This window comes from Enterococcus mundtii, assembly GCF_002947535.1.
Taxonomy (GTDB): domain Bacteria; phylum Bacillota; class Bacilli; order Lactobacillales; family Enterococcaceae; genus Enterococcus_B; species Enterococcus_B mundtii_B.
In genome coordinates this window covers 1-26,317 of the sequence record NZ_PUAP01000046.1, presented here as the reverse complement: position 1 = coordinate 26,317, position 26,317 = coordinate 1, and the positions used below count along the sequence as shown (strand labels likewise).

Sequence of the window (26,317 nt, the reverse complement as noted above, 5' to 3'; positions counted from 1 at the left end):
TTGGCTTTTATGACGTTTTCTAATTTTTTGTTTTGCTAAGCTCGGGATTTGCTTGATTCAATTTGATGGATGTTTACAACTGATTAGACAAAAGTTGCGTATATATTTCATGAAGCACCGGCATATCATGTACTTCGTATTTTTCTTTGAAGCGTTCGATTTCTTCTTCGCTATACTTTCTTGGGTCTAAGTGTAAGTCTTCGACAGGTAAGGGCCGTTTGTTGGGGATCTTGACGTCGATCACGACTGGTCGTTCAGATTTCGCCGCAGCATCGAAGGCAGGGCGTAATTGCTCGTAGTGCGTGATCGTGAAGCCATCAGCACCTAAGGCTTCGCAGGCTTTCCCAAAATCAGCTTGTTTAAGGGAAACACCAAATTTTTGTTGTTCAGTATCTTCTTGTTCTGCTTCGATGAATCCGAATGAATCATTTGAGAAAACGACATTGATGATTGGCAACTGATAGCTGACTTGGGTCAAGATATCTTGCATCACCATGGCAAAACCGCCGTCTCCGCTTAAAGTAAAGACTTGTCTCTCCGGAAAGCTTAATTTAGCAGCAATTCCTCCTGGTACACCGTTGCCCATCGTCGCAAACCAACCAGAAGTAGTGTGTAACTGCTCACCAGTCATGTTCAGTAAACGAATCGAATGAATGGTCGTATTTCCAACGTCTGTCACAAAAATAGCATCACGTTCGGCAATTCGGTTGATTTCTTTATAGACCGCTTCTGGTCGAATCGCTTGCTCTGTGGGTTCTTCAAACGACGTTAACCAACGCCGCCAATTGCGAAGATTTTCTTGATTGGCTAGATACCAAGCATCTTCTGAGCGTTCTTTCCCCAATTCAACTAGTTTTTCTAACGTTATTTTGGCATCACCTAAGATAGCTAAATCAGTATGATGACGGCGACCGAATTTAGCGGCATCAATATCGACTTGGATAAAGGCTGCTTCTGGATTGAAAAAGGTTCGCCCAAAAGGAAAGTCACTTCCTACAAATAAAATCAAATCAGCTTCCGCCAATGCTTCATTCGCAGGCTTTGTCGCTACCCGACCCGCAAATCCAAGAAAATTTTTGTCTTCATCTGGCACGATTCCTTTTGCTAAAACAGAGGCAACCACTGGCATTTTGAAATATTCGGTAAATTGCTTGATCTGACCATAGCCATGACGAACACCTTGACCGATGAACAAGACAGGTTTTTGAGCTTGTTCGAGATAAGGAAGGGCTGCTTTCACGTCTTCAATCTCAGGGAGGATCACTCCTGTTTTGTACGTAGAAGCATTAGAAACATCCTGCCACTCGATTTCTTCAAAACCAAAATCAACTGGGATCGTCACAACAGCGACTCCTTGATGTGCATAAGCTGCCTTGATCGCTTCATCCACGACATAAGGTAAACTTTCTGGTGTCATGACTGTCCGATTATAAACACTAACATCAGCGAAAATTGGATTTTCATTTAATTCTTGAAAGGCAGTATAATTCATAGAAGTCGAAGCCACTTGCCCTAAAAGGGCGACAACTGGGACGTGATCCATTTGGGCATCGTAAAGTCCGTTGATCAAATGAGTGGCTCCAGGACCAGCTGAGCCAAAGACAGCCCCGACTTTTCCTGTTAATTTAGCATCCGCTGCGGCAGCTAACGCGCCCACTTCTTCATGACGTACTTGGATATAATCGATTTGGTCTTTTTCATGGTACAACGCATCCATAATGGAATTGAACGAACCACCCGGAATCCCATAAATATGATCAACTCCCCAGCTTTCAAGCACTTTTACCATGGCAATACCGGCATTTATCGTTGACATTTTGATCCACTCCTTAAAAAAACAAATTATATTTATTGTCTAAAGTATAAATCTTCCTTATCAAAAGCCCAACTAAAGCGACTTTCAACCAAGTAGAGTGAATTGCCAGTAATGTGTGAAACTATGTTATAGTGGATTCAAAATGTTAGGAGGAAGAGTATGCTGAAAATCGGTATTATGAGCGGTGCCTCGATCGTGCCACGCTTTGTGGAGGGGATCAAAGAAAGTGGCGTAGCACAAGCTGTAGCGATTGCGACACGTCGCTTAGAAAAGGCGCAACAGTTAGCCGCAGAGTTAGGTATTCTAAAAGCGTATGGCAGTTACGAAGCGTTACTTTCTGACAACGAGATAGAACTGATTTATATCCCATTGATCAATCACTTGCATTTTTCAGCCGCGAAAGCCGCGATCAAAGCGAAGAAGCATGTGCTTTTGGAGAAGCCTTTCACTTTACATTCGGAGGAAGCACAAGAACTCTATGCTTTGGCTAAGGAACACAAGGTTTTTCTTATGGAAGCACAGAAAGCCTTATTCCTGCCTGCGATCGAAGACGTAAAAAAAACCATTGAGACAGGACAAATCGGTAAAGTTCAATTGGTGGAGATCCGTGACGCAAGACCAGGCTCAGAGAAGATTCCTTGGTTTTGGAAGATGGAACAAGGAGGTGGCGTATTGATTTCCAACGCCTCTTACCCATTAAGTGTAACTCAATATTTATTTGGTACAGGATTTGATGAATATAATGGTTTATGTGTAAAACATGGAGAAGGTCTGACGGATGAAGAGTGCATGGTCAACTTGAAGAAGAAAGAACTTTTCATCAGTTTATTTCTTACGACAAAAATGGATTTTACCAGTACGTATACCATCGTTGGAGAAAAAGGTACGATCATCATCCCTAATTATTGGAAAACAGATCATTATACGATCCAGATGAACAATGGAGAAGTGTTGAAAAAAGATTTTCCAATGGGTAGTGAATTTGTCTTTGAGATCCGTCATGTCGCCGATTTACTTTCCTCAGGCAAGAAGCAAGGTACAGTGGTCGATCCAAACATGACGATCACAAATGTTCAAGTCGTGGATGATCTCTACCATAAGTGGTTTGGGGATGCTTGGAAAAATGTAAAGGGGTAATCGCTTAGAATAAGGAATCATCAGATAAATAGTAGAATAGTAGTCACATTTTTGGCAATATGCTAGAGTAAGAATAAAAAGGTGAAAGGGGAATTGTATGGTTGATTGGTTACTGAAGCTAGAACCTTGGCAGCAAGCGCTGACGGGTACGGCGTTTACTTATTTTATGACTGCACTTGGGGCTGGCTTAGTTTTTTTCTTTAAAGAAATCAAAAAAGATGTACTCAATTTGATGTTAGGTTTTGCTTCGGGCGTGATGATCGCTGCCAGTTTTTGGTCTTTATTAGATCCGGCAATCACCAAAGCAGAAGAAAATGGTGATATTGCTTGGCTTGTGGTGAGTATTGGTTTTGGGCTAGGGGGATTATTCTTATACATTGCTGATAAAACCTTGCCACACATGCATTTTGGTCCAGCACACGAAAAAGAAGGCTTACCGACACATTTAAAACGCACGATATTGCTTGTCTTTTCCATTACCTTGCATAATATTCCAGAAGGATTGGCAGTAGGTGTTGCATTTGGTGCAGCGGCAACTGCAGATAATCCAACGACTGCGGTGCTAGCAGCGATCTCTGTTGCGTTAGGGATTGGGATTCAAAACTTTCCAGAAGGTGCGGCTGTTTCGATTCCTCTCCGACAAGAAGGATTAAGCCGGACAAAAGCCTTTGTCTATGGGCAAGCTTCAGGAGTGGTTGAACCGATTGCTGGAGTCATCGGGGCAATCTTAGTGACAAAAGTTGCGGTCTTACTACCTTATGCCTTAGCTTTTGCTGCGGGCGCAATGATTTACGTCGTTGTGGAGGAATTGATCCCTGAAGCGCAACAAACACTTTCAAGTAAACGACACTATGCAGTTTTTGGTGTTATGACTGGTTTTATTATCATGATGATTTTAGATGTAGCATTAGGTTAAATGATATATCATTTGAAAGAAGTAAAAAAAGAGGCAGAAATTTTCTGCCTCTTTTTGTTTTTCATTTAGGAAATTACTATTAGTAGTATTTTCTTTGTTGAGTGGTGCGAGTGATCCAACGGACTAACCAAATCGCAATGGCTGCTGGAATCAACAATTTAATACCTAACCATAATAAACCACTGATCACGCCAACGAATAGATTGAGGACAAAGCTAGCTACGACTAAACCTATCACTAATAGAATGATTGTTTGAAACGTATTTCTTTTTTGCATGATGATCGCCTCTTTTCTCATTTGATAAACTTCTCAATAGAAGTTACGCTTGCTGTTTTCTATATAGTAAGTATAGCAAGGATTGATTGACTTAACCTCCACCCAGAGCCCGATTTCTACTTGCTACTTTGGTGTGAAAAGGTTGCTTTTTTGTCCTTATTACGAATAAAATGAAGCGAAAGGAGAGGAAAGTCATGCCGAAAAATCGACTAGAAGCCTTTACAGACGCCGTGATTGCTATTATTATGACGATTTTAGTGTTGGAGCTACATGAGCCACACTCAGATACCCTGGAAGCGCTAGTTGCACTTGCGCCACGTTTTCTTATTTATATCATTAGTTTCTTTACCCTAGGCATTTATTGGAATAACCACCATCATTTATTTCAAGCCGTTCACAAAGTGAATGGGCGAGTGCTTTGGGTGAATAGCTTTTTTATTTTTTTCCTGTCGCTGTTTCCTTTCGTTACTTCATGGATCAGTGAATACAGTAACAGTCTTGTCCCTGAAATGACTTATGGTGTAGTGATATTAGGTGCGAATCTCACGTATTATTTGTTAGCAAGGACATTAGTTGCCTCAGAGGAAGATGAGAATGCATCTATTAAAGAGTTGTTCGGCAATTATCGTAAATCCTACTTATCGATCGGTTTGAATGTCTTGGGATTGATTCTCGGATATTTGATCGCGCCCATTGCCGTACTAATAGTCAATGTTTTGATTTTGGTTACTTGGTTGATCCCAAGTCGCAAAATTGAAGCGTACTATCGCTAGATAATCGAATAAAGTAGTCCATCAAAAGACACAGAATAGTTAGGGAATACTCCTTTCCTGTTCTGTGTCTTTTACTGTATACTCTGGACTCTTTTATCTATTGTAAAAAAATTTAACAGAAACATAAGTAAAAAATAAAAAAACAATCGAATTTTTTAGGCACAATGATAGTCAAAGAGGGATGCATATGAGAAAACGAAAAAAATTTTATCCAGCAATCATCACAAGTTTTATTACCGTACTTATTTATGTAGAGCAATCCAGATGTAATTTGCTCGTTCTCTTATTATCAGTTTTACTGACTGTCATCGTCACACTTAAAGGATAGGTAGGAGGGAGTGAATCAGACTAGATTTACGTTCTGGCATACAAACAAAGTTAACGGTTTTCTGTGGAAAAACAGAAAGAGCCAACGAGTTATCCACAGTGGATAACTCGTTGGCAAATCAAAGATTATAAATAACGATTACTATTATTTTTCGTTGTTATTTTAAATAACGGGAAGTCGAAACAACACCAGGAGCTGGCAAACATTTATTGGATTTCAAAAAAATAAACTGAAATGAAGAGATTCATCTTCGTTTCAGTTTGTTTGAGTTATTGTCTATCTGTAAGCTTCTTTTTACCCCTACAGGGTATATCAGCGTGTGTTGTAAGGCTCTCCTTCAAGGGACACATTGTTTTTATAGGCAAAGTAACGATCATTTTTTTTCGCAATGCCAAATGTATCAGAAACATGGATGTTCTGTGGGGAGAATTTTATTGCTGGAATCGAGAATGATTGTTCTTTTGGATCAGTGACTTTGATTTCAAAAGATAGTTCATTGTCATCTTCTTTTGTCAGGATGATATGAGGTGTATCATTAAAATTGATCTCCGTTACTTCGTAGATACCTAAAAAATCGACGGAATCACCGATACTTTTCAATAACTGATTTTTTGTAGGCACATATTCCATTTTAATTTCGTCTGTTTGGATCATTTCAGCTTTGGAGGTGACATCTCGAACAGGGGAATTCAAAAAATGAACAAAAGAAAATAAACCGACACATGCGAATAAACTACTGATGATTATAATAATTTTCTTCATTTCTTTATTTCTGTCCTTTCTGGGATTCTCCAACATATGTGTCTGATTTTAAAATCAAAAAAACTTTATGTAACAATAAATTTATATATTTTTTTGTTATTAAAAATGATTTCTTTCATAGTATAAATTTAAAATACAAAAAAATAAAGTAGATTTCATAAATTCTTTGACTAGATGAAAAGCTTTTAATTTTAGATAGCTAAAACTATCTATATTATTACAAATAATGGTGGTTATTATTAATTAATTATAATATTTAAACAGTTATTTAATGAATTGTGTTGAATTCTGTCTGTTTAAGCAATGAAAATTGGTGTTATACTAGATAAAGTAAACTCGTTTTGATTTTTCTTTGAAAAAACTCCTTTCACTTCCAATAGTTGATCGATTTCTTTGATACTTCATATAAATAGACAAGACATCCTTAAGGCGAAAACGACTTTTATACACATTTCAAAATAAGGAGGTTTTTTATGGTTAAATCCTATTTTACATTTAATAAAATCCAAGAAAATCCATTTCGTATCATGAATCTGATGGTGCTGATCTTTCTCGTTTTATGGATCGGTTATATCAATCATAATTTTTTGATTTCAAGTTTCTCCTCTCTAGGTATCTTTACCTTCTTTTACTACCAGAACATTCCGATGAAGCAATTATTAAAGCGCCTATTTCTAATTGGTTGTGGTCTATTGCTGGCTTTTACATTAGGGCTATTGTCGACGTATGTCATCTGGCTTGAACCATTTGCTGTTGGAGCAGTTGCTTTTTTCAGTCGGTTTATTTTGCGTTTGTTCCATATTTCTAAACCAGGGGGCTTATTCTTTGCGATGTTAGCGGCTATGGGAACGAGTATGTCCGTTCCATTCTCCCATTTGCCGACAGTGGCTTCTTTTTTCTTTATGGGAGTGGTGTTTGCTTTGATTGCCGCATTTCTGACGAAGAAAATGGATTCACGTCCTGAACAGGAAGTCATGAAGGTGTCATTGAAGGAACGGTTTCACCAAGAACCTTTAGTGATCATCGATTCGATTTTTTACAGCGCTGCATTGTTCCTTTCCGTTTATGTGAGCCATGGCTTGAACATGAAAAATCCTTATTGGCTGACACTGTCTTGTGCCTCGATTTTATTGGCTGAGAATTTAGATGCGATGAAACATCGGCAAGTGCAATATTTGATTGGTTCGATGTTAGGGTTGTGTTTATCGGCTGTCTTATCACTGATTCCTTTTTCCCAACTTGAAACGATTTTTTTAATTACGTTTCTTTATGGTATTTCTCAGTTTTTAGTTGCCCGAAATTATGCAGTAGCGAATATTTTCTTGAACCCCATGGCATTGATGCTTTCGACACTGGTCAGGAACACGTACTTGATCTCATTGATCGAGTATCGTTTTATTGGTATCGTCATCGGTAGTTTCATTGGTCTAGGCGTAGCCTGGGTAATGAATATCGGTCTGCAACATTACTTAGCAGTTGTGAAAGAAAAATATGAAACATAACAAAGAAAGGCGGTCACGACAATGAAGTCGGATCGCCTTTCTTTGTTCGTTACTAAAGCTGTTCACCATTCGTTTCAATCACTTGTTGGTACCAAGCAAAGGAATCTTTTTTCAAACGTTGTAAGGTTCCTTTACCATTATTATCTTTATCGACATAGATCATGCCGTAGCGTTTCTCCATTTCACCAGTACCGAAGCTAACGATATCGATGATTCCCCAAGGTGTATAACCAATTAATGGTACGCCGTCTTCGACTACTGCTTTTTTCATTTGTTCGATATGTTCTCTTAAATAATTGATCCGATAGTCATCATGGATCTCATTTGAATCAGTTAACTGATCGTAGGCACCAAAACCATTTTCAACGATAAACAGTGGGAGATCATAACGTTGGTACACCGTATTCAATACATAACGTAACCCGACAGGATCAATCGGCCAGCCCCAGTCAGAAGCAGTAATATAAGGATTTTTCACTAGTTTTGCTGAAGGAATATCTTCTGTTTGTTTGCCCTCAACATCGGGAAGGGTTGTGATCGTTCCCGACATATAATAGCTAAAACCGATATAGTCAACAGTTCCTTGACGTAAAATTTGACGTTCTTTCTCACTAATATCGATCGTGAGCCCTTTTTGTTCCCAATACTTTTCTGTGTAGGTAGGGATTTCTCCGCGGACATGGACATCACTGTAGAAGAAACGGCGTTCATTCGCTTTGACTGAAGCAATCAGATCTTCTGGTGCACAGGAATAGGGATAGATTGGAACGTAAGCCATCATACAACCAATCTGAAAATCAGGATTGATCTTTTTCCCTTCATTGACAGCCCAAGCACTGGCAATCAATTCGTTGACCCCCGCTTGGAATACTAGGGCCTCTTTGTCTTGGTCTTCTTCGATGATCATGGCAGAATTGGTCCAAACGTGAACTGGCTCTTGTCCGTCCGCCTGATTATTGATTTCATTGAAGGTCATCCAGTAAGTTACTTTGTCTTTGTAACGGTCAAATACGCACTGAGCAAATTTAACGAATAAAGGAATGACCGCTTTATTGGCAAAGCCACCAAAATCTTCATAAATGGCATAAGGAATCTCAAAATGAGACAACGTGACTACCGGTTCGATCCCATTTTTTAAGCATTCATCAAAAAGATCATCGTAAAATTTTAATCCTTGTTCATTCGGTGTTTCTTCTTGACCAGTAGGAAAGATCCGACTCCATGAAATGGAAGTGCGTAGACATTTTAAGCCTAGTTCTTTAAATAATTGGATGTCTTCTTTGTAACGATGGTAAAAATCAATGGCGTCATGATTTGGGTAATATTCCCCTTCGATGATGCCTTTAGTGATCTTTCGCGGAATCCCATTTCCGCCAGCAGTCATAACGTCAGCGATACTTGGACCTCGTCCATCCATATTCCAAGCACCTTCTGCTTGATGCGCAGCAATTGCGCCTCCCCATAAAAAATCTTTGGGTAACTCTCTATTCATACAAATTCCTCCTAAGTTTCATTGATTCTCAAGTTATATCTCTGTGCGTTGTGCGCGGTTGGAAGCCATGACAAAAGGTAGGTAGATCAAAACGGAAATCGCTAAACAAAGTACGCCTATTACAATCCCCATGATATTCCCACCAGTTCCTAAAAACAAATTGATGATTCCTGGTGTGGTCCAAGGTAAACCAATCGCTGGTGATGGCATGATTGGCCAGACGACTGTGACGAAATAACCGACGAGAATATTGACCATCGGTGTTAAAACAAAAGGAATGATCATAATTGGATTTAAGACGATCGGTAGTCCAAAAATCATCGGTTCATTGATCTGGAAAATGCCTGGTACAAAAGATAGTTTGGCGATTTCGCGATATTCAGGTCGTCGTGAAGCAATGAAAATCGCAATGATCAAGCCTAAGGTCATACCCGTTCCACCCATGTTTGCAAACATATCATTCAAGATCCCCCAAGTTTCTTTGTAAGGGACATCCCACAGCGAACCACCATCATTGATGAATTGGAGATTGGCTAAGTCCTGCTCGGTAAAAATCGCTGAACGAACAGCATTCAATGTGTTTGGACCATGAATACCAATAGAAAATAGCAGTGTCTGAATAAAAGCTAAGAGTAGGACACCAAACACATTCCCACCTAAGTCACGTAAAGGTGCTTGGATACCGGCATAAATCAACTCGTTGATTCCTTCAGGCGCGATCATCAAGACGAAGAAGTTGATCAAAGCTGACATAGAAACAACGATAATGATTGGGATCATTCCAGAAAAAGAGCGAGAAACAGCTGGTGGAACGAGTTCAGGCATCTTGATTTGTAATTTCTTGACTTTGAATAATTTCGGTAAGAATTCGCCAACCAAGCAAGCGACAATCATCGCAACGAATAAACCTTGAGCACCCAAATATTGCGTCGAGATGACATTCATTTCATCGACTGCAAACGAAGTAGGGTAAAAGATCATAAAGCAAGCGACACTAGTTAGCCCAACTAAGGTTGCATCCGCTTCGAAATGCTTTGCTAAAAGCTGAGCGACTAAAAAAGCAATAAACAAACTCATGATATTGATTGTGCCATTTGCTACAGAAGCAAGGACTTGTTGCGCACTTTCTAAATTTGGAAAGATACGTGAAAGTTGAAATAATTGCACGATAAAACTGTCTTTTGAAAATAAAATATTATTGACTAAGATGACTAATGAAGAAGAAATCGTCAGTGGAAAAATAAGCATGAATGCATCTCGAACGGCTGCAATATGTCGCTGGTTGTTTAACCGTGTTGCAATAGGAACAAGACTCCGATCTAATAAATCATTGAATTTTTGCATAAGAATAACACCTTTCGCTATATGATGGATTCATTATAGCGAAAGGTGCGAAAGAAAAGTAAGCGCATTCTTATTTAGGATGAAAATTTGGAACAATGAAAATTATTTCGTGGTAGGAACGCAGTGTTCCAAATCGAGGGTAGCATCATTCCTCCTCTAAATAACCGATCAGTGTTTCAAGAATCGCCATAGAAGGCAGCTGGCTAGTCAAATCAAGAAAGATGTCTTTTCGTTCTTCTTTAATGGCGTAGTCAATCGAGTAATCACACAATTGAGCCAACGAGCTTTCTTTATGAGCCGTGATACAATATTTATGCACGCTATCCGCATGAGCTAAACCTGAAATTACTTCGATCAGTTCTTTTGTTTCACCTGAAACACTCAAAAAGACTAACGCATTCTTTTGATCTGGACGTAGAAAACTACGAATGGGGTAAGTCAGTTCATCTAAGCTAATACAAAAGTAACCGATATTCGCTAATTTTCGTGCTACATACTGTGCTAATGCTCCCGAAGCCCCCATGCCCATAAATAGGATAAAATCAGCTTGACGCAATGTTTTTGCCATTTTTTTTATTTGATATTCAATATCGGGATGAAAAATCGTCATGTTCAACTGATTGATTCGTTCTTCTAACATTAATTGCTTGTCATCTGTTTCATAATGAGCTTTTCCCAAATGGTTTTTAATATAAAAACGAAATTCCGGAAACGAATCAAAGCCGACCTTTTGGATAAAACGAAAGACAGAGGTTGAAGAAACATGCGCATCCGTAGCAATATCTCGTACCCGCATATATGGTATTTTCTCAAGGTTATTGACGATAAACCGATAAATCTCTTGTTCAACGGCAGACAATTTATTTAAGTTGAGATTTTCAAAGATAGCCATGTGTTTACCTCAAGATTCTTTTTCTTTAGAGTATAGCATGATGGAGAGGTTTTTTCTAAAACTTCTTGAAATGACATCGTGAGAAGTCTACCCATTAAATCGCTTCTCTAACTTCTCTTTATGGTGATGAATGATTTCTTCGAATGTTAAGTCATATTTATCAGCAAGAATCAGAATATTATCAAAGACGTCACCCAATTCCTCCATCAGATTTTCCTTGTAAAAATCAATTGTTTGGACAGATTCATCCGGACGATCTCGACCGATTTCGAGACTTCGAACCGCTCTTGAAACTTCGCCAACTTCTTCAGTTAAAAAGCCGATACGGATAAATGGATCGTAGTCGTACCACTTTCTTTTTTTATAAAAATCAACTACCCAGTCATTGTATTCTTTCATATTCATGTTGAGGTTAACCACCTTTCAATTATATAATAGCATAAGCTGAAAAAAATTTGGAAGGGGTTTCGGAAATGAACATTGCAGTCTATTGCGGAGCAAGTAAAGGGAATTCTCCAGAATTTGAACGAGTAACGAGAAGCTTAGGTGAGTGGATCGGAAAGAATGAGTATCAGTTGGTTTATGGTGGTGGAAATGCTGGATTGATGGGGATTATTGCTGATTCAGTACTAGGATCTGGAGGGAAAGTTACAGGTATCATGCCTGACTTTTTGGCAAAACGAGAACTAGCAAAAAAAGATGTCACCTCTTTGATGATCGTGTCGTCGATGCACGAACGGAAACAAAAAATGATTGAATTATCAGATGTGTATATTGCACTGCCCGGCGGTCCTGGAACCATCGAAGAAATTACTGAAGTGATTTCTTGGGGAAGAATCGGCCAGCATGTCAATCCATGTGTGTTAATGAATCACCAAGGTTTTTTCGATCCATTGAAGCAACAGTATCAATCGATGGTCGATCAAGGATTTTTAACAAGAGAAGACTTCGATAAAATTTTGTTTGCGGATGCACTGACAGAGATCCAGCCTTTTGTTGAACAGTATATTCCGCCTAAAATCAGGGAGTATAAATAAAGCTATTACTTGAACGTATCCCTTTCACAACGACTAAAATAGTTGACTGCGCCAACCGAGCATATTTCTCCCGTTTAGAAAAAATTCCTTTAGTATACCATTATTTTATAGATAGGCTTCTTTTACGATTGTTTTATATTTGCCAGAGAAAAGATTGACAATTACTGGTACGTTCTATAGAATAAAACTATAAATTTAACAGAAAAAGGTGATGAATCCGGCATATCAGATGTTATATAATCAGTAACATGGGTATGACTGGAAGCGAGTAAATAAAATCAATTCAATAGGTAAAAAATTTAGCTGAGATCCAGCTTTATTTAGTGTACCTATGTATTTGATTTTATTTTACTCGCATCTTCGCCTTATGCAGGGAAGCCGTAGAGTAAAATCTACGGCTTTTTCTTTTGTTCAAATTTATAAAAAAATAATGAGGAGATGGAAAACAATGATTGAAACACTTTTAAACAAACCAACACTTTACCAAAAAACGAAAGGTGCATTTTGGGATGATCGTCACATCTCAAAACAAATGTTACAAGCACATCTTGACCCTGAATTTGAAGGCGCAAGTCGGAAAGCTGGATTTATTGATGAATCTGTTCGTTGGATCAATGCAGTAATTCCGTCAAAAACCTACCCAACGTTATTAGATATTGGCTGTGGTCCGGGAATCTATGCAGAAAAATTTAGTCGATTAGGGTATGAAGTAACGGGGCTTGATTTTTCTAAGCGTTCAATAGCATATGCCAAAAAATCCGCGGAAGACCAACAGTTACCGATTACGTACCATTATGCAGATTATCTGACAATGGATCTAGATAAACAATACGATATCATCACGATGATCTATTGTGACTTTGGGGCGTTATCAGCGAGTGATAGAAAAAGATTATTAGAAAAGATTTATCAGCATCTAAAACCAACAGGAAAAGTTTTATTGGATGTTTTTTCGATGGCAAGTTATCAATCATTTGAAGAAAAGCGAGTTTGGGATACTTGTCCAGACGGAGGATTTTGGACAGATGAACCCCATGTGGCATTGCAATATAATACAAAATACAACGAACGTGTAACTTTAGAACAAACGACGATCCTTACCGATCATGAAAACAAAAATTATTATCTATGGATGACGTATTTCACAAAAGAAACTCTGCAAAAAGAAATGGAAGCTGCTGGTTTTGTTGTTAGTGGGTTTTACGGGGATGTAAAAGGAAGTCCTTATGATGAGAACTCGCCGACAATGGCTGTCTGGTTAACAAAAAAAGAACAATAATTGCTTCTTAATTTGGAGTAAAGGTGTTCAACCTTAAAAGATAAGAAGAGAGCTACAAGAACCTGTTGCTAGGTTTTGTGGCTCTTTTCTTGTTTTTTGATTTTATATACTGTGTGATTACGTCTGTCTACTTAATTTTTAAGAAGATAGGATCAGATACACAATTTAATCGTCTGTATAAGTTACTTCATAGATGTCCGTTTGTTGTTGCAACAAATGATTGATCCATTTGCCAAAATTGATGACATAGTCAAAACTTCCACTTAAAAGTAATTCTGCATGTTTTTCCTTATATATTTGGTAATAAAATAATCGGTCTTGATCATTAGCATAAACATCTTGATGGTAGTCAAGAATGTTATCTTTAAATGTTTGTATAGAGCTAACATGTTCAAAATACAGATTGAATCTTAGCGTATAAGGTGATTTGTTGATAGCAGAATCATTCTTGTCCATAAAAAAAACAAGTTGATGGCCCGCAATAAAGTCTAAAATATTATCCGTTGAAAAATACCATTTTCCTCCTATTTTCAAACCTATCAGTTTTCCAGACTTAATGTAGTTGCGGATAGAACGTGTGGTAACATCTAACATATCAGCGACCTCATTGACAGAGTAATAATTTTCCATTAAAAATACCTTCCTTAAACGTTAATCTATCGTCTCTACATGAGAGGACAGTTGAATGATTTTATTCGCAAAAGCTTTATTCTCTTTATCATGGGAGGTGAATAAAATAATTTTATTCTGGTGCATGTTAATAAGTGTATTAAATATGGCATCCGCAGAGTCTTTGTCGATACTACTCGTACTTTCATCTAGAATCCATATCTTGCTGTCTTGGAGCATCATGCGAGCAATAAACACACGTTGCTTTTCTCCTCCTGAGAGATTGGCGCCATTGTCAACGATTAAAGAATCCCAGTTTTTATTTTTAAAAATCGGTGCAAGAAGTGATGATTGTTTCAACGTTTCTTTTTTCTCGTCAGAAATCGTCTGACCGAGAGTGATATTGTATTCAAGAGTATTTGAAAAGAGTAGAGTCGCTTGAGAGAGATAGGTCATCTGTTCCCTGACTAACCTTGTGTCTAATTGTTCAATAGGAAGATCATTGATATATAGACCATTGCTTTCATAAAACCCCAATATTGATTTTATCAGGGTTGATTTTCCAGAACCAGAAGGACCTTCGATGTAACAAATGTCTCCTAAATTCAATGTTTCAGTCAATGATAGATGGATTCTTTTTGCATTTGATGTCATCGTGATTTGCGGATCTTCAAATTTAATGCTAGTGATTTGGCCAATTGGTGTGCCAGATAAATCTTCTTGATGAAGTTCTAAGTTTTCTTGAACAAATTGTTGGTTTGCCACGACCGTTCGATAATCGACATTGATTTTGGATAAATCAGAAAGTGAAGTGAAGAAAATAGGCATTAGTATACTGACTACCATCATATTATTTAATTGGAGCTGTTGATTATACACCAAGTAGCTGATCGTTATAAAAATAATATTTTGAGAAAGTTGATTGATGAATGAGACAGTATAACTAGTGATTTGGGCAAATTTATTTGTTGATGCCAAACTTGAATACATATTTTTGATGGTTGAGAAAGTTAACTGTTTCACGAAATCAAAATTCGGCAACATTTTAAATTGTTCTGGGTTTCCTAGTAGTAGAATCAAGTCTTTCTGAGCTTGAGCATTCTCGTCTTGCATTGTCTTGATTCTTAAATTAAGTGTTTTATTGATAAAAATATAAGAAAAAAGATTGATTGGGATCAGGATGAGTGTGATTAAAAAAATTACTGAATTAAGTGAAAAAAATATACTTAAGACAATGAGAATAGAGATGGTCGATTTTAGTACTAAAAAGAAACTAGTTGTCATAAATGTGTACGTTGTATCCACGATTCGAAAAATTCGAGAAACTAAATTTCCGGATTCTAAATTGATATATTTCTCAAATTTTAATGTATATATTTTAGATAATAGAGTGGAAAAGGAAGTTAAATTGAACTTTTCTGCAAAGTTTTCCCGATAAATGATCAGACAGACTTGGAAAATATATGAAAGTGTCATAGCACCGATTATTAGGAAAATAATAGGAAATATAGAAGAAGCTTGGTAGCTTTGGATACTGTTCAGTATAAATGGTGCAATCAAGGTGGTCAGCACGGTTACTAAGACTAATAACGTTGATATAAAGATATAAATATAGCTTTTCTTTGTAAGGAAGTTCATTTTTTCCGCCCCTTAAGTAAATGTTTGACAAAATTTTATAAAACATATTATACTTTAGTTAGGAAAAAAAGTGAACTATATTTTCATTTTTTTTCTTAAAGCAGAAGGTAAGTGGTAGGTTAGAAACTTAATCTGAAAAAGCAGATAGTTTCTGTTACTTCTTATTCTTATGTTCATTGTATGTCACTAGTTCATAACATAAAGGAGGGGTGCAAATGTTTAAAAAACCTGAATTGAAAAAAATTGTGGGAGCATATACAGCTCCATGTGCTTGTGGTGTTATTTCTGGTCAAGGATCATAAGTAAAAAAGAGAACATGACAGTGATGTCTCTTCCCGACAAGCAAGCTGAGGTCTGCGAAATTTTTTGTGGATTTCAGCTTTTTGAAAGGGCTTTTATAAACACTTCCTACTTATTTTCGGTGCAGAAAGTGGACGCTCCCTTCGATTTTCCCTGCGAAAACGAACTTGTGGTTTAAAAAATGAGGTGATTTTATCCGAATCAAAGAGAATCTTCATGCCTATCAATTCAATGAACAATTTATCGTACATAATGTCCTACGTAGTACATGGATATTAGTTGATCAAGAAGAATTAAACAAAATAAAAAAACAAGATTACAAGCATCTACCAATGGCGACCCAGAAAAAGATGGATCTGTTTCAAATCCTTTTAGAGGACCCGATTGAAGTAGAAAAAGCGGAGCATGGAATACCAGAGACAGCTTATTTGGTTATGACCCATCAATGTAATTTGAAATGTGTTTACTGCTATGCAGAAGCCAGTCCTGAAAAGGAATATGAGGATAGTTTAAACTTTGTCGAATGGATCGACGTTCTCAATCAATTGAAGGATTGTGGTGTAAAGAAAATTATCTTTACTGGCGGTGAGGTTGGGTTAAGTAAGGATGCGCTAAAATATATCGATTATGCCAAAAAAATTGGTCTAACCATTGGTTTGATCACGAATGGGACTTTAGTACGGAATGCAAAAGATGCAGCATTTCTAGCTGAAAGATGTGATTCGATCACCATCAGCTTAGATTCGATCGACCAAGTCGCAAATGACAAAAATAGAGGAAAAGGTTGTTATCGCATAGCAATGAGAGGGATTCAAAATCTATTAGACTTGAATTATCCAAATATTGCAGTCAATACGATCATTACCAATAATAATTTCAATAATATTGATGAAACGGTAGAATTTTTAAAGAAGAATAACATCAATTATAAGTTAGGCGGATTCAGTGAACTAGGACGTGCAAAAATGGCAGAGATTTCTTTAACTGAGAGTGAGAGAACGGAAATCGAGTTAAAACAAAAGAACAAAAATCGGTCTCCATTTTTAAAACCCTTCGCCATCAAAGAATCCTGTGGACTTGGTGTGGGAGAATTTGCGATCAATCCTGTTGGTGATATATTTGCCTGTAAACTGTTAGAAACTGCTGACTACAAACTGGGAAATATTAGAGAAAAGCAACTTAGCGAGGTTTTTGGCGAAGAGAATATTGCTTTTATTCGCTCTCAAAGCATCAATCATCTAACAAAATGTAACGATTGTTCATTCCGTTACTTATGCGGTGGAGGATGTCGTGCACATCATTATTATGCAACCAATGATACCCAAGGTGTAGACGAATCAGAGTGTAATTTGATCAAAGAAATCTTAAAACACCAAATGGTTCGTAGCTGTACAAATGAATAACGAAAAGAGTGGAAGACATGAAACTCAATGAGAACATCACTTATGAAAAAATGGGAAATGACTTATACATCATGGTTGAGGATGAACGTTTTGTTTTAGACAATGACGTAGCAATTGATGTATTTGATTTGTTAAAGGTTGAGTCGACGAAAGAAAAAATAAAAGCTTTTGTGCGAAACAAGTATCGTTTAGATAAAGAATTTACAGATGATGAAAAAGATGGTTACGTAGAGGAATTTTTGACCGTACTTAAAATCAATGGAATCATTACTGGATCTTGACGGTCGTTGAATCTAATAAAATAAGCAGCAGCCCACACAATTTGACGGGCTGCTGCTTATTTTTTTCGAGAGGAAACAGTTTTGTTCTGCTCTCGTTTTTAGTGATGCTAAAAGTGGCACGTCATTGACACTGCATGGACGAAAAGTACTAAAAATTACTTCCCCAAACAATTTTTAGTCCCGATTATTTCATCCATATTAATTGTATCCAGGATAGCTGCCATTCGTTCGTTTATCAACAATCTATTTTTTGTTACAATATAAGATAACGAACCAATCTATATTGTATTACTAAGCTATCCATTATCCAGAGTATAACATCTTTTTCCTTTCGCTCTATTTATTATTTTTTCTCAAAATAAAAAAAATAGTATACTAAATCAATTGTTTTATTATTGATAAATTATCGAGTTCACCAATAAAAAATACGTTTTAATCTTATGATAGACTGGTCGAAAATGGATAAGTAAGCAATATTTTTTGACTTGATTAGTACAGACATGAAAACAGATCATGTTTATGGATGAGTAAAAAAGTTGCTTTTTGCTTTCTTTTAATGGATTATAAAAATAGATGTTTTTGTACTTTGTTTATTCTTTTTAAAAATCAGATAAATCTTTGATTAACAATAAAATTAATACAGTTTTTTTCTTTGTTTTAATTTTTCAATTGCGTAGATAGACTGGAGGAAAAATGTGATCGAGTTAGTGAATGTGTCGAAGCAGTATGAAAAGACCAAGTCGTTGCATAAAATTAGTTTTACAGTTGAACAAGGGGAAGTGATCGGGATTGTTGGGAAAAGTGGTTCTGGGAAATCGACCTTGTTACGTTTATTGAATTTGATGGAAACGCCTACTGAAGGCACGATTAAACTAAATGGTGTAGATGTCCAGTCATTATCAAAAAAAGAGCGCCGACAGCAACAACAAAAAATAGGCATGATCTTTCAACATCATAATCTACTTGAAAATTTACGTGTTTATGAAAATATCGCATTGCCTTTAAAGCTACAGAGGAAGAAAGATCCTAAGAAAATCAATGATCTACTCGATTTTGTTGGCATGAGTCATAAAGCAGAAAGCTATCCAGTCAAACTTTCTGGCGGAGAAAGACAACGGGTTTCTATTGCAAGAGCGTTAAGTAGAGATCCACATTTGTTACTTTGTGATGAAGCAACTAGTTCTTTAGACGAAGAAAATACAGAAAGTGTGGTTCGTTTATTACATAAAACACATGCCGAGTTTCAACCGACTATTTTTTTTGTTAGTCATGAACTTGAAACTGTCAAACGCTTATGTAAACGGATCTTAGTCATGGAAAATGGGCATCTGATCGGTGAATTGACGAATGACCCAAAACAGTACGAGGAAGATGAACTAACTTATTTTGAAAAAATAAAAAGGAGTTTGACTGATGAACTTGCCCACAGCATTGATTGAATATTGGCCGTCTCTAATCAATAGTTTGAAAGAAACGGGCATCATGATGGCGATTTCCATGTTCGTTTGTGTGTTGGGAGGTTTGCCAGTAGGATTAGGTCTATATTTGACGAATCCCAAGGTCAGAGGGACACACCCTTGGTTATACTGGTTGCTCAACTTCATTGTGACAGTCGTTCGCTCGTTTCCATATCTATTATTAGTGATCGCGTTGATCCCAGTTACGCGATCGATTTTAGGAAGGGCTTTTGGACCTGTTCCTTCATCCATACCACTTAGTATTGTGGCAGTCGCGATTTTCGCTCGCTTAGTTGAGCAAGTGTTGTTAGATGTACCTGAAGAGATCTATGCCTTATCGAATTCATTAGGTGCTTCCAGATTTCAATACATCTGGCACTTCTTATTTGTTGAAGCGCGAAGTGGCTTAGTGTTGGCTTATACCACGACAACAGTTAGTATGATCTCTTATTCTACTGTCATGGGTGTCGTAGGTGGTGGCGGGATCGGTGATTTTGCTGTCCGTGTCGGCTATCAACGGTATGAGTATGGAGTCATGTATGTTGCTATTGTGATCATGATCGCTTTGGTCTTTATTTTACAAATGTTTGGAAACTTTGTCGCACAATCATTAGATAAACGAAAGTAGGAGAAAAGTTATGAAAAAGTTTTATTTATTTGCATTTGCTTTAGTTGGTGTTCTAGTCTTAGCAGCCTGTGGTGGAAGCAATGAAACCGAAGAAAGCAAAAAAGAAATCACTGTAGCGGTTCAATTGGAATCCTCAAAAGATATTCTAGAAATTGCCAAAAAAGAAGTAGAAAAATCAGGCTACACGATCAATATCATGGAAGTCAGTGATAATGTTGCTTATAATGATGCCGTCCAACATAAGGAAGCAGATGCAAACTTTGCGCAACACGAACCCTTTATGGAACGATTCAATCAAGAAAAAGACGCTGATTTAGTAGCAGTCCAACCAATCTATTATTTTGCCGGCGGATTTTATTCAAAAGAATATGATGATGTCAATGATTTGCCAGAAAATGCAAAAGTCGGTATTCCTAGCGATCCAACAAATGAAGGTCGTGCGCTAGCGATTTTGAATGAGAATGGGATCATTCAACTGAAAGACGGAGTCGGTTTTGATGGTACAGTCGCAGATATTGTGGAGAATCCTAAAAATCTTACGTTTGAAAGTATTGATCTTTTGAATCTAGTAAAAGCTTATGATGAAAGTGATATTGCGATGGTCTTTTGTTACCCAGCTTATCTGGAACCAGCAAACTTGACGACAGAAGATGCCTTGTTACTTGAAGACGAAGCAGCAAGCAAACATTATGCGTTGCAATTGGTTACCCGAGAGGAAGAAAAAGATAGCGAGAAAATCAAGGTGTTGAAAGAAGCGATGACTACACCAGAAGTCGCTGACTACATCAAAAATAATTCAAAAGGCTCAAATATCCCAGCATTTTAAACAACGTGCTCACCATAACGAAAAATGTTGTGAGTGATACCTTTAGGTGTTATGTTCTGATAGATTGATTTTCTTGAATGATTTCTAAAATAAAATTCAAAAAAATACAGCCTTGTGCTGTATTTTTTTATTTTATCCAAGAAAAGGAATAATTGAAATCATTCGATAAACTTAGTGGACTGTTGATTTTTTGCGGTTATTATCCATTATTTATTTTTGTTCATCGTTATGTTTCCATAAAAATATTTTTCCAGAAAAAAGTGTTTTCTTGTTGATATATTTATCAGTTATTCTTTTTAAAGAGCGAGATAGATTATGTTTTATGGTTTACTGTATAACGAACTATCCGCTAAAAAAAATCAATAAGGAGCTTGAGATGAAAAAAAACAACTTGAAAAAAATTGCAGCAACAAGCATGTTACTTCTTACATTAGGAGGACCAGTCGTAACTTCTGCAGCAAGCCAATCAACAGGTGATTCGGCGAATATCAGTAATCAGGTAGAAGAACAGTTAACGATCAAAAACGGTGATTTCAATGATGGTTTGAACCATTGGATCGTGTCTAGTCCAGGTACACAGAATCCAACAATCGAAGAGCTAAGTGGGAATAAATATGCGGTTGCCACTTATGGAGAAAATATTCATCAATATTTGGCACTGAAACCAAACACGACCTATACATTCGGCTATGATGTGGCAGGTAGCGCTGATTTTCCAGCAAAAGTTGAATTTGGTACGATGAATCATGACGAAGGTTTTATTTCATTAGAAGAAACCTCCCATAACAATGAAAACTGGACACGCAAAGAATTTACGTTTACTACCCCTGATACAGAGAATACATACATCATTCGTTTTTCTTCGACAGGAAATGGCTGGGCGAAATTTGACAATATCCAAGTAGAACCAGAAAAAACAGAAACAAGTTTATTGACTGTAGGAACACAAGATCGCGAAGCTTATGCGTATTTAAATCTAGATGCAGAACGTTTCAATAGTTCAGAACGATTGATGGTCTATGTTGATGGCCGTTATCATTTTGAAACTTACAAAGGCAAAGCTTACTATTCATTTACAAGCAAAACCGATGAAGGTACTCAAGTACGTCGTAGCATTTCCGGTGTCAAAGGACAAGTGATCGAAGTCTATACCGCACCAAATTCACCTGGTCACAGCTCAACAGGCAAGCGCTTGTTAGAATCGATCACATTAGAAGAAGATTTAGCAGTGGACACTTCTTTATTAGAACATGCGGTGAAGAATATTCAATTAACAGGAAACAGATTAGACGTTGATTTTGATCGTGCAAGCTTCGAAGGGAACAACCGAATGTTCATTCGTAAAAATGGTGCCTATGTCGCAGAAATCTATAAAGGTAAAGTTTATTATGCATCAGTTCGTGAAAGAGCAGAGGACAGCGTAAAAGTTAGTAAAACAATCGATTATAAATCTGGCGATGTGATCTCAGTTGAATTAAGCAGTGGAACACCTGGTGGTTCATCGAATTCGTTGCAAGTATTAGCAACGTTTGAAGTAGAATAAATCGATCAGAGGCAGAAACAACAGGAGATATCTTCTAAACATAAGGCGGCAACTACAAAGATTTCGTAGTTGCCGCCTTATTTCTCGGGAAATGTGAACAATTGTAATGATATAGATAGCTTATAAAAAGTGTCCAATGGATTTACTGTCATTATTTTGTCGGAAAATCAATCAATGACACAAATCAAACTAAAAAATAAAGGGATAAATCGAAGACTAATGCGTAACTGGAAGTTTAAATTTTATTGAACGAAAATCTTGGCTATTTGGGTTAAGTAAATCACGTAGATAATAGTATTCGATATTAATTGTTTGGACGTTAGTGTTTTTCATATCTTCATCTAATACAAAGTATGCCTCGACAACACCTGTTGCTCCAATTTCTAAAGGATCAGTTTCCGGTTGATTGCCTGGTTGGCTCTGTATTGTAGGCTCGACATGGATATTATCTTCTGTAGTAATCTCAAAGTTTCTGTAGAACTTCGATCCATTATTAAAATCTTTTATTGAATGGTTTGTCATGCGAATGTCAAGTCTAATGATAGTATCTATAGGATAAGCCAAGTACTCTTGTTCTTGAATGATATCATTAGGGTGGGCACTGGATTTAATAATTTCGATAGTAACTGCAGGTTCTCCATTTAAGTAGATTGTGGCCGGATCGTTTAATCCATGAAGTGTTGTCGTATCATTTGATGATTCGCTCTCTGAATCTGAGTGATCAGAGGGTGTTGCGGATGATTCATTATCTGTAGTTACTGTACTAGCGATTACCGAAGAGTCTGTGTTTGTGGTACTTGTAGATTTGCAGCTTGTTAATGTAACCAAAAAAAATAAGCTACTCATTGTTAAAAAAACCTTGTTTTTCATATACTCGTGAACTCCTAAGTGATAGATATAGTTTGAATACATATTATTATAACATCAGTATTTTAACTTAGTACAGGCATTTATCACTCATCCAGCAGAAAGCTTACTAAAGGGCTGACAATGGTATTTAGTCGCAGATGGAGTAGAAGATTTAAAAGATCCAGAAGGTCAAACGCAATATGAAATTGATGCGAGAATTAATGTTGCTTATGTAAGTTTTACAAGTAGCGAGGGCTATTTATACGATGCAAACTCATTTATAGAAGCTCAAAAGGAAATCGTCATTATGGATTTGAAATTCAATGTCAAGGCGTGTAGTATAAAGATGCTTATACGAGTTTTTGGAATTGGACAAATCAATTTACCGATGTATTTTTAAGTTAAATAAAAAAGATTGTTCCTAATATTTTTTTCTCGATGAATCTCGAATATAAGTAATTTTCAAAATTTAATAAATTTTTTAGAAAAAGGAATTTTGTTAATTGTTTTTTGTATTATGAGATTATTATTAATAATGTTATGGTAAAGTAACTTTGCATGTAACAATAATTTTAAAATTAAAGGAGGGAGATCATGCTTTATTCACCCTTACATGAATGTGATGTTCCATTCTTTCGTTAAAACAAATACAAATTAACGGAGGAAAAGACTATGATTATTGAAGAATACAATGATAAACATTTGAAAGATATTACTACCATCTGGAATGACGCGATTACCTCGGGCAAGTATTTTCCACAAGAAAATACTTTAACAGTAACAGAAGCAAAAGCCTTTTTTGAAAGCCAAGACTTTACTGGAGTTGCTATGATCAATTCTGAAGTAGTTGGAGTTTATATTTTGCACCCCAACTCAATAGGAAGACTTAGTCATGTCGCAAATGCTTCTTATGCTGTCAAAGAAAGTGCTAGAGGGAACAAGATTGGGAAGCAGTTAGTTTTACATTCTATTGAGACCTCAAAAATACTGAAATATAAGATACTACAGTTCAATGCAGTCGTGACAACAAATCAGTATGCTATCAAATTGTATGAAAAAATTGGATTTACTAAAATAGGCAAAGTTCCAAAATCTTATAGAAATATTTCTGGAGAATTTGAAGATATACTACTCTATTATATTGATTTAGAATAAGCTTATATTATAAACGAAGGAGCAAGGGTACTTGCTCCTTTATTGATTTACAGTCATTATTAAGAGCAGTCAGTCAAAGCTGAAAATATCTCATAAAATATTTCATGGGGTGTTTTCCACAGCAGACACTTTCTGAAATAGCAGAAGGAGTGGTGGCTCTTTTTGAAGCGAAGCCGCTTGGCTTGCTATTTTCTTATTATAAATTATAAAGATACAGAATTTTCCAAAGTGAACAAAAATTTACTTTGGTTTTTTTAATTCTAAAATATTTAAGCAAATATATATAAATTTCTCCGATTAATTAAACTAAAAAGTTATTAATAATATGCGTTATAATAATACTGATAAATTAAATAGAGGTGTTCAATATGAAAAAAATAGTACCAATCAGTATTTTATTATTAATTCTTCTTACCGGATGTGGATCAAAAAATACTGAAACAGCTCAAGCCACCAATAGTCAAATAATTGAAAGTAGGAATAAAAAAGAATCTTCATCTAATACAAGTGAGAATCATTCACAACAATCAACTGTTCAAAAATCAGAAGAAACAACTTCTACTCTTTCACAAAGCAAGACAATAGAGTCTACTGTCTCAGAGAGTGAAATAACTGAAAGCGAACAGTCAACAACGATTCCAGAGGATTCAGCAACGTCCTCAACAGTACCCTCGGAATCCATAAATGATCCATTAAGTGTTTACTCAGACGAACAAATTGAATATGCACGTGTCTGGTTAACTATTAATGGTACAGCTTATAAAAATGATTTAGGTAATGCAGGTTTTACATTGAATGTTAACCATTCTCCAGCGGGTACAAAAATCAATCCTTATGACGAAAATAGCATAGTTTATCCTCAAGAGACAGTAACCTTAACCGGAAAATATGGGTATCAAGGTTTAGTTGTTTACTCTAGTAACCATGATGGTTCAATAATGTATTATCCTGTACCAAGCCACTTTCAACAGTCTGATGATCCAGTTACTATGAAGCAGGAAGAACAGAAAATACTCGACAATGCGCAGAGAATAAATATACCTACTGGAAATACAGAAGATATCCAGATGTTGATCAGTGCGATGAATATATTTGACTAAGTAAAAAATAATATATATATAAACAAACAAGTACCTTGTTCTTTAACATGGTACTTGTTTGTTAGCTTAAGTGGGATTTTATTCATAATATCAATGCGTAACTGGAAGTTTAAATTTTATTGAACTAAAATGTGGTTATGATTTTAAGGTATAACCCCATCTAAGAAAAAAGAGGATACAATATCATTAATATACCTAGTGTAAGGTGGACTATAAATCTTTTATTTGTATTTTTCATAAAACTTGCCTGAAGTTTTTCTGAAACCCAAACAAATTGTAATTCGTTTTTGGAATGGTCTATTAAATACTGTTTAAATATTTCGGGTTCATTTTTTTTGGATTTAATTAAGTAAAAGCCTGTAATAGCACTGATGGTAAGGGCTACTCACAAATAGGGAACTATGTAATTCAAATTTTTAGGAACGTCTTCAATAGGGAAAAAGTATCGAATGACACGTGCCAAAATAAAAAAGACAATAACGTAAACGATAAATGAAAATTTTCTTTTTAGAGCAAAAGAAGGGTCCTTTTTTTCATAATATTGTGAGATTGCTTTTTTTCGTCTCTTTTGTTCTTGTTCAGTCAGGTTTGGAAAAGCACGCTCTCCTTCTTGTTTATATACAGCCATGATATCTGAATACTCCTGTTGGATCTGCCTGACTTTGTAGATTGTATACATAAAAATACCATAATATATTAAAGTAAACATAAATTTAATTAAAAGCATTATTTAGTTCTCCTTAAAGCCTTTTTTTAATTATAGCAGACAAAACTTGAAAGTAACTTTAAAAATTTAATAAAAAAACTGCTATTTCTTGTGAACATAAATAGTAGTTTTTTCTATTATTTATTGAAATGTAGATGGAAGTTAATCAAAGAAAACAGATTCAACTTCTTTTTACTTTTTCCTAATTTAAATTAGTTATTAGTTGCTGTCTTCATCTATATATATAGTTATTCAACGTAAATATGT

Annotated in this window: 26 protein-coding genes; 15 read left to right on the top strand and 11 right to left on the bottom strand. The window is 36.2% G+C overall.

Annotated elements, in window-relative coordinates; all coding sequences use genetic code 11:
* Nucleotides 1–73: 73 nt before the first annotated feature.
* On the bottom strand, nt 74–1,816 hold the full coding sequence (gene spxB / locus CUS89_RS13865) for a pyruvate oxidase (protein WP_104872557.1): 1,743 nt from the start codon (nt 1,814–1,816) through the stop codon (nt 74–76).
* Nucleotides 1,817–1,975: 159 nt separating this feature from the next.
* On the opposite strand from spxB, the gene CUS89_RS13860 reads away from it, so the two are divergent.
* A complete protein-coding gene (locus tag CUS89_RS13860) occupies nt 1,976–2,953 on the top strand; it encodes a Gfo/Idh/MocA family protein (protein ID WP_104872556.1) in 978 nt (325 codons plus the stop codon).
* Between the two features lie 97 nt (nt 2,954–3,050).
* Nucleotides 3,051–3,869 (top strand): ZIP family metal transporter, encoded by an 819-nt coding sequence (locus CUS89_RS13855; RefSeq protein ID WP_019722681.1) that lies wholly within the window; start codon nt 3,051–3,053, stop codon nt 3,867–3,869.
* Nucleotides 3,870–3,948: 79 nt separating this feature from the next.
* Here the strand turns inward: CUS89_RS13855 and CUS89_RS13850 are convergent, their stop codons facing one another.
* Nucleotides 3,949–4,167: a hypothetical protein gene (locus CUS89_RS13850; protein WP_374955058.1), complete on the bottom strand. Its 219-nt coding sequence runs from the start codon at nt 4,165–4,167 to the stop codon at nt 3,949–3,951.
* A gap of 173 nt (nt 4,168–4,340) precedes the next feature.
* On the opposite strand from CUS89_RS13850, the gene CUS89_RS13845 reads away from it, so the two are divergent.
* Both CUS89_RS13845 and CUS89_RS16165 read left to right on the top strand, forming a co-directional pair.
* Entirely contained in the window at nt 4,341–4,919 is a 579-nt protein-coding gene (locus CUS89_RS13845; protein WP_104872555.1) for a TMEM175 family protein, read from the top strand.
* A gap of 187 nt (nt 4,920–5,106) precedes the next feature.
* On the top strand, nt 5,107–5,247 hold the full coding sequence (locus tag CUS89_RS16165; protein ID WP_153830006.1) for a hypothetical protein: 141 nt from the start codon (nt 5,107–5,109) through the stop codon (nt 5,245–5,247).
* A 312-nt stretch (nt 5,248–5,559) separates the two neighbouring features.
* On the opposite strand, the gene CUS89_RS13840 is transcribed toward CUS89_RS16165, so the two are convergent.
* Nucleotides 5,560–6,009 carry a hypothetical protein gene (locus tag CUS89_RS13840; RefSeq protein ID WP_104775955.1) on the bottom strand — a complete coding sequence of 150 codons (450 nt, stop codon included), beginning with the start codon at nt 6,007–6,009 and terminating at the stop codon, nt 5,560–5,562.
* A 473-nt stretch (nt 6,010–6,482) separates the two neighbouring features.
* Between CUS89_RS13840 and CUS89_RS13835 the strand changes: the two genes are divergently transcribed.
* Nucleotides 6,483–7,511, top strand: a complete 1,029-nt coding sequence (locus tag CUS89_RS13835) for an FUSC family protein (RefSeq protein WP_104872554.1) — start codon at nt 6,483–6,485, stop codon at nt 7,509–7,511.
* A gap of 52 nt (nt 7,512–7,563) precedes the next feature.
* Here the strand turns inward: CUS89_RS13835 and CUS89_RS13830 are convergent, their stop codons facing one another.
* From CUS89_RS13830 to CUS89_RS13815, 4 genes are all read right to left on the bottom strand, one after another.
* Nucleotides 7,564–9,003, bottom strand: a complete 1,440-nt coding sequence (locus tag CUS89_RS13830) for a 6-phospho-beta-glucosidase (RefSeq protein ID WP_104872553.1) — start codon at nt 9,001–9,003, stop codon at nt 7,564–7,566.
* 33 nt (nt 9,004–9,036) lie between these two features.
* Nucleotides 9,037–10,347, bottom strand: coding sequence for a PTS sugar transporter subunit IIC (locus tag CUS89_RS13825; protein WP_019722676.1), 1,311 nt, complete (start codon nt 10,345–10,347; stop codon nt 9,037–9,039).
* A gap of 145 nt (nt 10,348–10,492) precedes the next feature.
* Nucleotides 10,493–11,239, bottom strand: coding sequence for a MurR/RpiR family transcriptional regulator (locus tag CUS89_RS13820; protein WP_104872552.1), 747 nt, complete (start codon nt 11,237–11,239; stop codon nt 10,493–10,495).
* Between the two features lie 87 nt (nt 11,240–11,326).
* Nucleotides 11,327–11,644 (bottom strand): MazG nucleotide pyrophosphohydrolase domain-containing protein, encoded by a 318-nt coding sequence (locus tag CUS89_RS13815; RefSeq protein ID WP_104872551.1) that lies wholly within the window; start codon nt 11,642–11,644, stop codon nt 11,327–11,329.
* A gap of 68 nt (nt 11,645–11,712) precedes the next feature.
* Between CUS89_RS13815 and CUS89_RS13810 the strand changes: the two genes are divergently transcribed.
* Both CUS89_RS13810 and CUS89_RS13805 read left to right on the top strand, forming a co-directional pair.
* Nucleotides 11,713–12,276, top strand: a complete 564-nt coding sequence (locus CUS89_RS13810; protein ID WP_104872550.1) for an LOG family protein — start codon at nt 11,713–11,715, stop codon at nt 12,274–12,276.
* 448 nt (nt 12,277–12,724) lie between these two features.
* Nucleotides 12,725–13,555, top strand: coding sequence for a class I SAM-dependent methyltransferase (locus tag CUS89_RS13805; protein WP_104872549.1), 831 nt, complete (start codon nt 12,725–12,727; stop codon nt 13,553–13,555).
* Between the two features lie 165 nt (nt 13,556–13,720).
* On the opposite strand, the gene CUS89_RS13800 is transcribed toward CUS89_RS13805, so the two are convergent.
* On the bottom strand, nt 13,721–14,185 hold the full coding sequence (locus tag CUS89_RS13800) for a helix-turn-helix domain-containing protein (protein ID WP_104872548.1): 465 nt from the start codon (nt 14,183–14,185) through the stop codon (nt 13,721–13,723).
* 21 nt (nt 14,186–14,206) lie between these two features.
* The gene (locus tag CUS89_RS13795) at nt 14,207–15,277 is read right to left on the bottom strand and encodes an ATP-binding cassette domain-containing protein (protein WP_258082437.1); all 1,071 of its coding nucleotides are present in this window, start codon (nt 15,275–15,277) and stop codon (nt 14,207–14,209) included.
* Nucleotides 15,278–16,434: 1,157 nt separating this feature from the next.
* On the opposite strand from CUS89_RS13795, the gene CUS89_RS13790 reads away from it, so the two are divergent.
* The 6 genes from CUS89_RS13790 to CUS89_RS13765 all read left to right on the top strand — a co-directional run bounded on the left by CUS89_RS13790 (nt 16,435) and on the right by CUS89_RS13765 (nt 22,240).
* The gene (locus CUS89_RS13790) at nt 16,435–17,505 is read left to right on the top strand and encodes a radical SAM/SPASM domain-containing protein (RefSeq protein ID WP_104872546.1); all 1,071 of its coding nucleotides are present in this window, start codon (nt 16,435–16,437) and stop codon (nt 17,503–17,505) included.
* Between the two features lie 17 nt (nt 17,506–17,522).
* Complete coding sequence (locus CUS89_RS13785; RefSeq protein WP_104872545.1) at nt 17,523–17,786, top strand: hypothetical protein; 264 nt, start codon at nt 17,523–17,525, stop codon at nt 17,784–17,786.
* 695 nt (nt 17,787–18,481) lie between these two features.
* Nucleotides 18,482–19,225, top strand: coding sequence for an ATP-binding cassette domain-containing protein (locus tag CUS89_RS13780; RefSeq protein ID WP_104872544.1), 744 nt, complete (start codon nt 18,482–18,484; stop codon nt 19,223–19,225).
* On the top strand, nt 19,200–19,871 hold the full coding sequence (locus tag CUS89_RS13775) for a methionine ABC transporter permease (protein ID WP_019724336.1): 672 nt from the start codon (nt 19,200–19,202) through the stop codon (nt 19,869–19,871). Before CUS89_RS13780 ends, CUS89_RS13775 begins: the two co-directional genes overlap by 26 nt.
* 10 nt (nt 19,872–19,881) lie before the next feature.
* Nucleotides 19,882–20,697, top strand: coding sequence for a MetQ/NlpA family ABC transporter substrate-binding protein (locus CUS89_RS13770; RefSeq protein WP_104872543.1), 816 nt, complete (start codon nt 19,882–19,884; stop codon nt 20,695–20,697).
* Between the two features lie 376 nt (nt 20,698–21,073).
* On the top strand, nt 21,074–22,240 hold the full coding sequence (locus CUS89_RS13765) for a carbohydrate binding domain-containing protein (RefSeq protein WP_104872542.1): 1,167 nt from the start codon (nt 21,074–21,076) through the stop codon (nt 22,238–22,240).
* A 216-nt stretch (nt 22,241–22,456) separates the two neighbouring features.
* On the opposite strand, the gene CUS89_RS13760 is transcribed toward CUS89_RS13765, so the two are convergent.
* Complete coding sequence (locus CUS89_RS13760; protein WP_104872541.1) at nt 22,457–23,110, bottom strand: hypothetical protein; 654 nt, start codon at nt 23,108–23,110, stop codon at nt 22,457–22,459.
* Nucleotides 23,111–23,761: 651 nt separating this feature from the next.
* On the opposite strand from CUS89_RS13760, the gene CUS89_RS13755 reads away from it, so the two are divergent.
* Together CUS89_RS13755 and CUS89_RS13750 are read left to right on the top strand one after the other, a co-directional pair.
* The gene (locus tag CUS89_RS13755) at nt 23,762–24,244 is read left to right on the top strand and encodes a GNAT family N-acetyltransferase (RefSeq protein WP_104775947.1); all 483 of its coding nucleotides are present in this window, start codon (nt 23,762–23,764) and stop codon (nt 24,242–24,244) included.
* Between the two features lie 368 nt (nt 24,245–24,612).
* Nucleotides 24,613–25,344 carry a hypothetical protein gene (locus CUS89_RS13750; protein WP_104872540.1) on the top strand — a complete coding sequence of 244 codons (732 nt, stop codon included), beginning with the start codon at nt 24,613–24,615 and terminating at the stop codon, nt 25,342–25,344.
* A gap of 385 nt (nt 25,345–25,729) precedes the next feature.
* On the opposite strand, the gene CUS89_RS16455 is transcribed toward CUS89_RS13750, so the two are convergent.
* Nucleotides 25,730–26,071, bottom strand: a complete 342-nt coding sequence (locus tag CUS89_RS16455; RefSeq protein ID WP_258082436.1) for a hypothetical protein — start codon at nt 26,069–26,071, stop codon at nt 25,730–25,732.
* Between the last annotated feature and the right edge of the window lie 246 nt (nt 26,072–26,317).

What these genes read in the sequence shown, in the direction of transcription:
- CUS89_RS13770 (WP_104872543.1), top strand. Translation starts at nt 19,882, where the DNA reads ATGAAAAAGTTTTATTTATTTGCATTTGCTTTAGTTGGTGTTCTAGTC.
- CUS89_RS13790 (WP_104872546.1), top strand. Translation starts at nt 16,435, where the DNA reads ATGGCGACCCAGAAAAAGATGGATCTGTTTCAAATCCTTTTAGAGGAC.
- CUS89_RS13850 (WP_374955058.1), bottom strand. Translation starts at nt 4,167, where the DNA reads ATGAGAAAAGAGGCGATCATCATGCAAAAAAGAAATACGTTTCAAACA.
- CUS89_RS13840 (WP_104775955.1), bottom strand. Translation starts at nt 6,009, where the DNA reads ATGAAGAAAATTATTATAATCATCAGTAGTTTATTCGCATGTGTCGGT.
- CUS89_RS13755 (WP_104775947.1), top strand. Translation starts at nt 23,762, where the DNA reads ATGATTATTGAAGAATACAATGATAAACATTTGAAAGATATTACTACC.
- CUS89_RS13855 (WP_019722681.1), top strand. Translation starts at nt 3,051, where the DNA reads ATGGTTGATTGGTTACTGAAGCTAGAACCTTGGCAGCAAGCGCTGACG.
- CUS89_RS13830 (WP_104872553.1), bottom strand. Translation starts at nt 9,003, where the DNA reads ATGAATAGAGAGTTACCCAAAGATTTTTTATGGGGAGGCGCAATTGCT.
- CUS89_RS13800 (WP_104872548.1), bottom strand. Translation starts at nt 14,185, where the DNA reads ATGGAAAATTATTACTCTGTCAATGAGGTCGCTGATATGTTAGATGTT.
- CUS89_RS13760 (WP_104872541.1), bottom strand. Translation starts at nt 23,110, where the DNA reads ATGAAAAACAAGGTTTTTTTAACAATGAGTAGCTTATTTTTTTTGGTT.
- CUS89_RS13860 (WP_104872556.1), top strand. Translation starts at nt 1,976, where the DNA reads ATGCTGAAAATCGGTATTATGAGCGGTGCCTCGATCGTGCCACGCTTT.
- CUS89_RS13825 (WP_019722676.1), bottom strand. Translation starts at nt 10,347, where the DNA reads ATGCAAAAATTCAATGATTTATTAGATCGGAGTCTTGTTCCTATTGCA.
- spxB (WP_104872557.1), bottom strand. Translation starts at nt 1,816, where the DNA reads ATGTCAACGATAAATGCCGGTATTGCCATGGTAAAAGTGCTTGAAAGC.
- CUS89_RS13845 (WP_104872555.1), top strand. Translation starts at nt 4,341, where the DNA reads ATGCCGAAAAATCGACTAGAAGCCTTTACAGACGCCGTGATTGCTATT.
- CUS89_RS16455 (WP_258082436.1), bottom strand. Translation starts at nt 26,071, where the DNA reads ATGCTTTTAATTAAATTTATGTTTACTTTAATATATTATGGTATTTTT.
- CUS89_RS16165 (WP_153830006.1), top strand. Translation starts at nt 5,107, where the DNA reads ATGAGAAAACGAAAAAAATTTTATCCAGCAATCATCACAAGTTTTATT.
- CUS89_RS13805 (WP_104872549.1), top strand. Translation starts at nt 12,725, where the DNA reads ATGATTGAAACACTTTTAAACAAACCAACACTTTACCAAAAAACGAAA.
- CUS89_RS13765 (WP_104872542.1), top strand. Translation starts at nt 21,074, where the DNA reads ATGAAAAAAAACAACTTGAAAAAAATTGCAGCAACAAGCATGTTACTT.
- CUS89_RS13785 (WP_104872545.1), top strand. Translation starts at nt 17,523, where the DNA reads ATGAAACTCAATGAGAACATCACTTATGAAAAAATGGGAAATGACTTA.
- CUS89_RS13795 (WP_258082437.1), bottom strand. Translation starts at nt 15,277, where the DNA reads ATGCAAGACGAGAATGCTCAAGCTCAGAAAGACTTGATTCTACTACTA.
- CUS89_RS13815 (WP_104872551.1), bottom strand. Translation starts at nt 11,644, where the DNA reads ATGAATATGAAAGAATACAATGACTGGGTAGTTGATTTTTATAAAAAA.
- CUS89_RS13810 (WP_104872550.1), top strand. Translation starts at nt 11,713, where the DNA reads ATGAACATTGCAGTCTATTGCGGAGCAAGTAAAGGGAATTCTCCAGAA.
- CUS89_RS13775 (WP_019724336.1), top strand. Translation starts at nt 19,200, where the DNA reads ATGAACTTGCCCACAGCATTGATTGAATATTGGCCGTCTCTAATCAAT.
- CUS89_RS13835 (WP_104872554.1), top strand. Translation starts at nt 6,483, where the DNA reads ATGGTTAAATCCTATTTTACATTTAATAAAATCCAAGAAAATCCATTT.
- CUS89_RS13820 (WP_104872552.1), bottom strand. Translation starts at nt 11,239, where the DNA reads ATGGCTATCTTTGAAAATCTCAACTTAAATAAATTGTCTGCCGTTGAA.
- CUS89_RS13750 (WP_104872540.1), top strand. Translation starts at nt 24,613, where the DNA reads ATGAAAAAAATAGTACCAATCAGTATTTTATTATTAATTCTTCTTACC.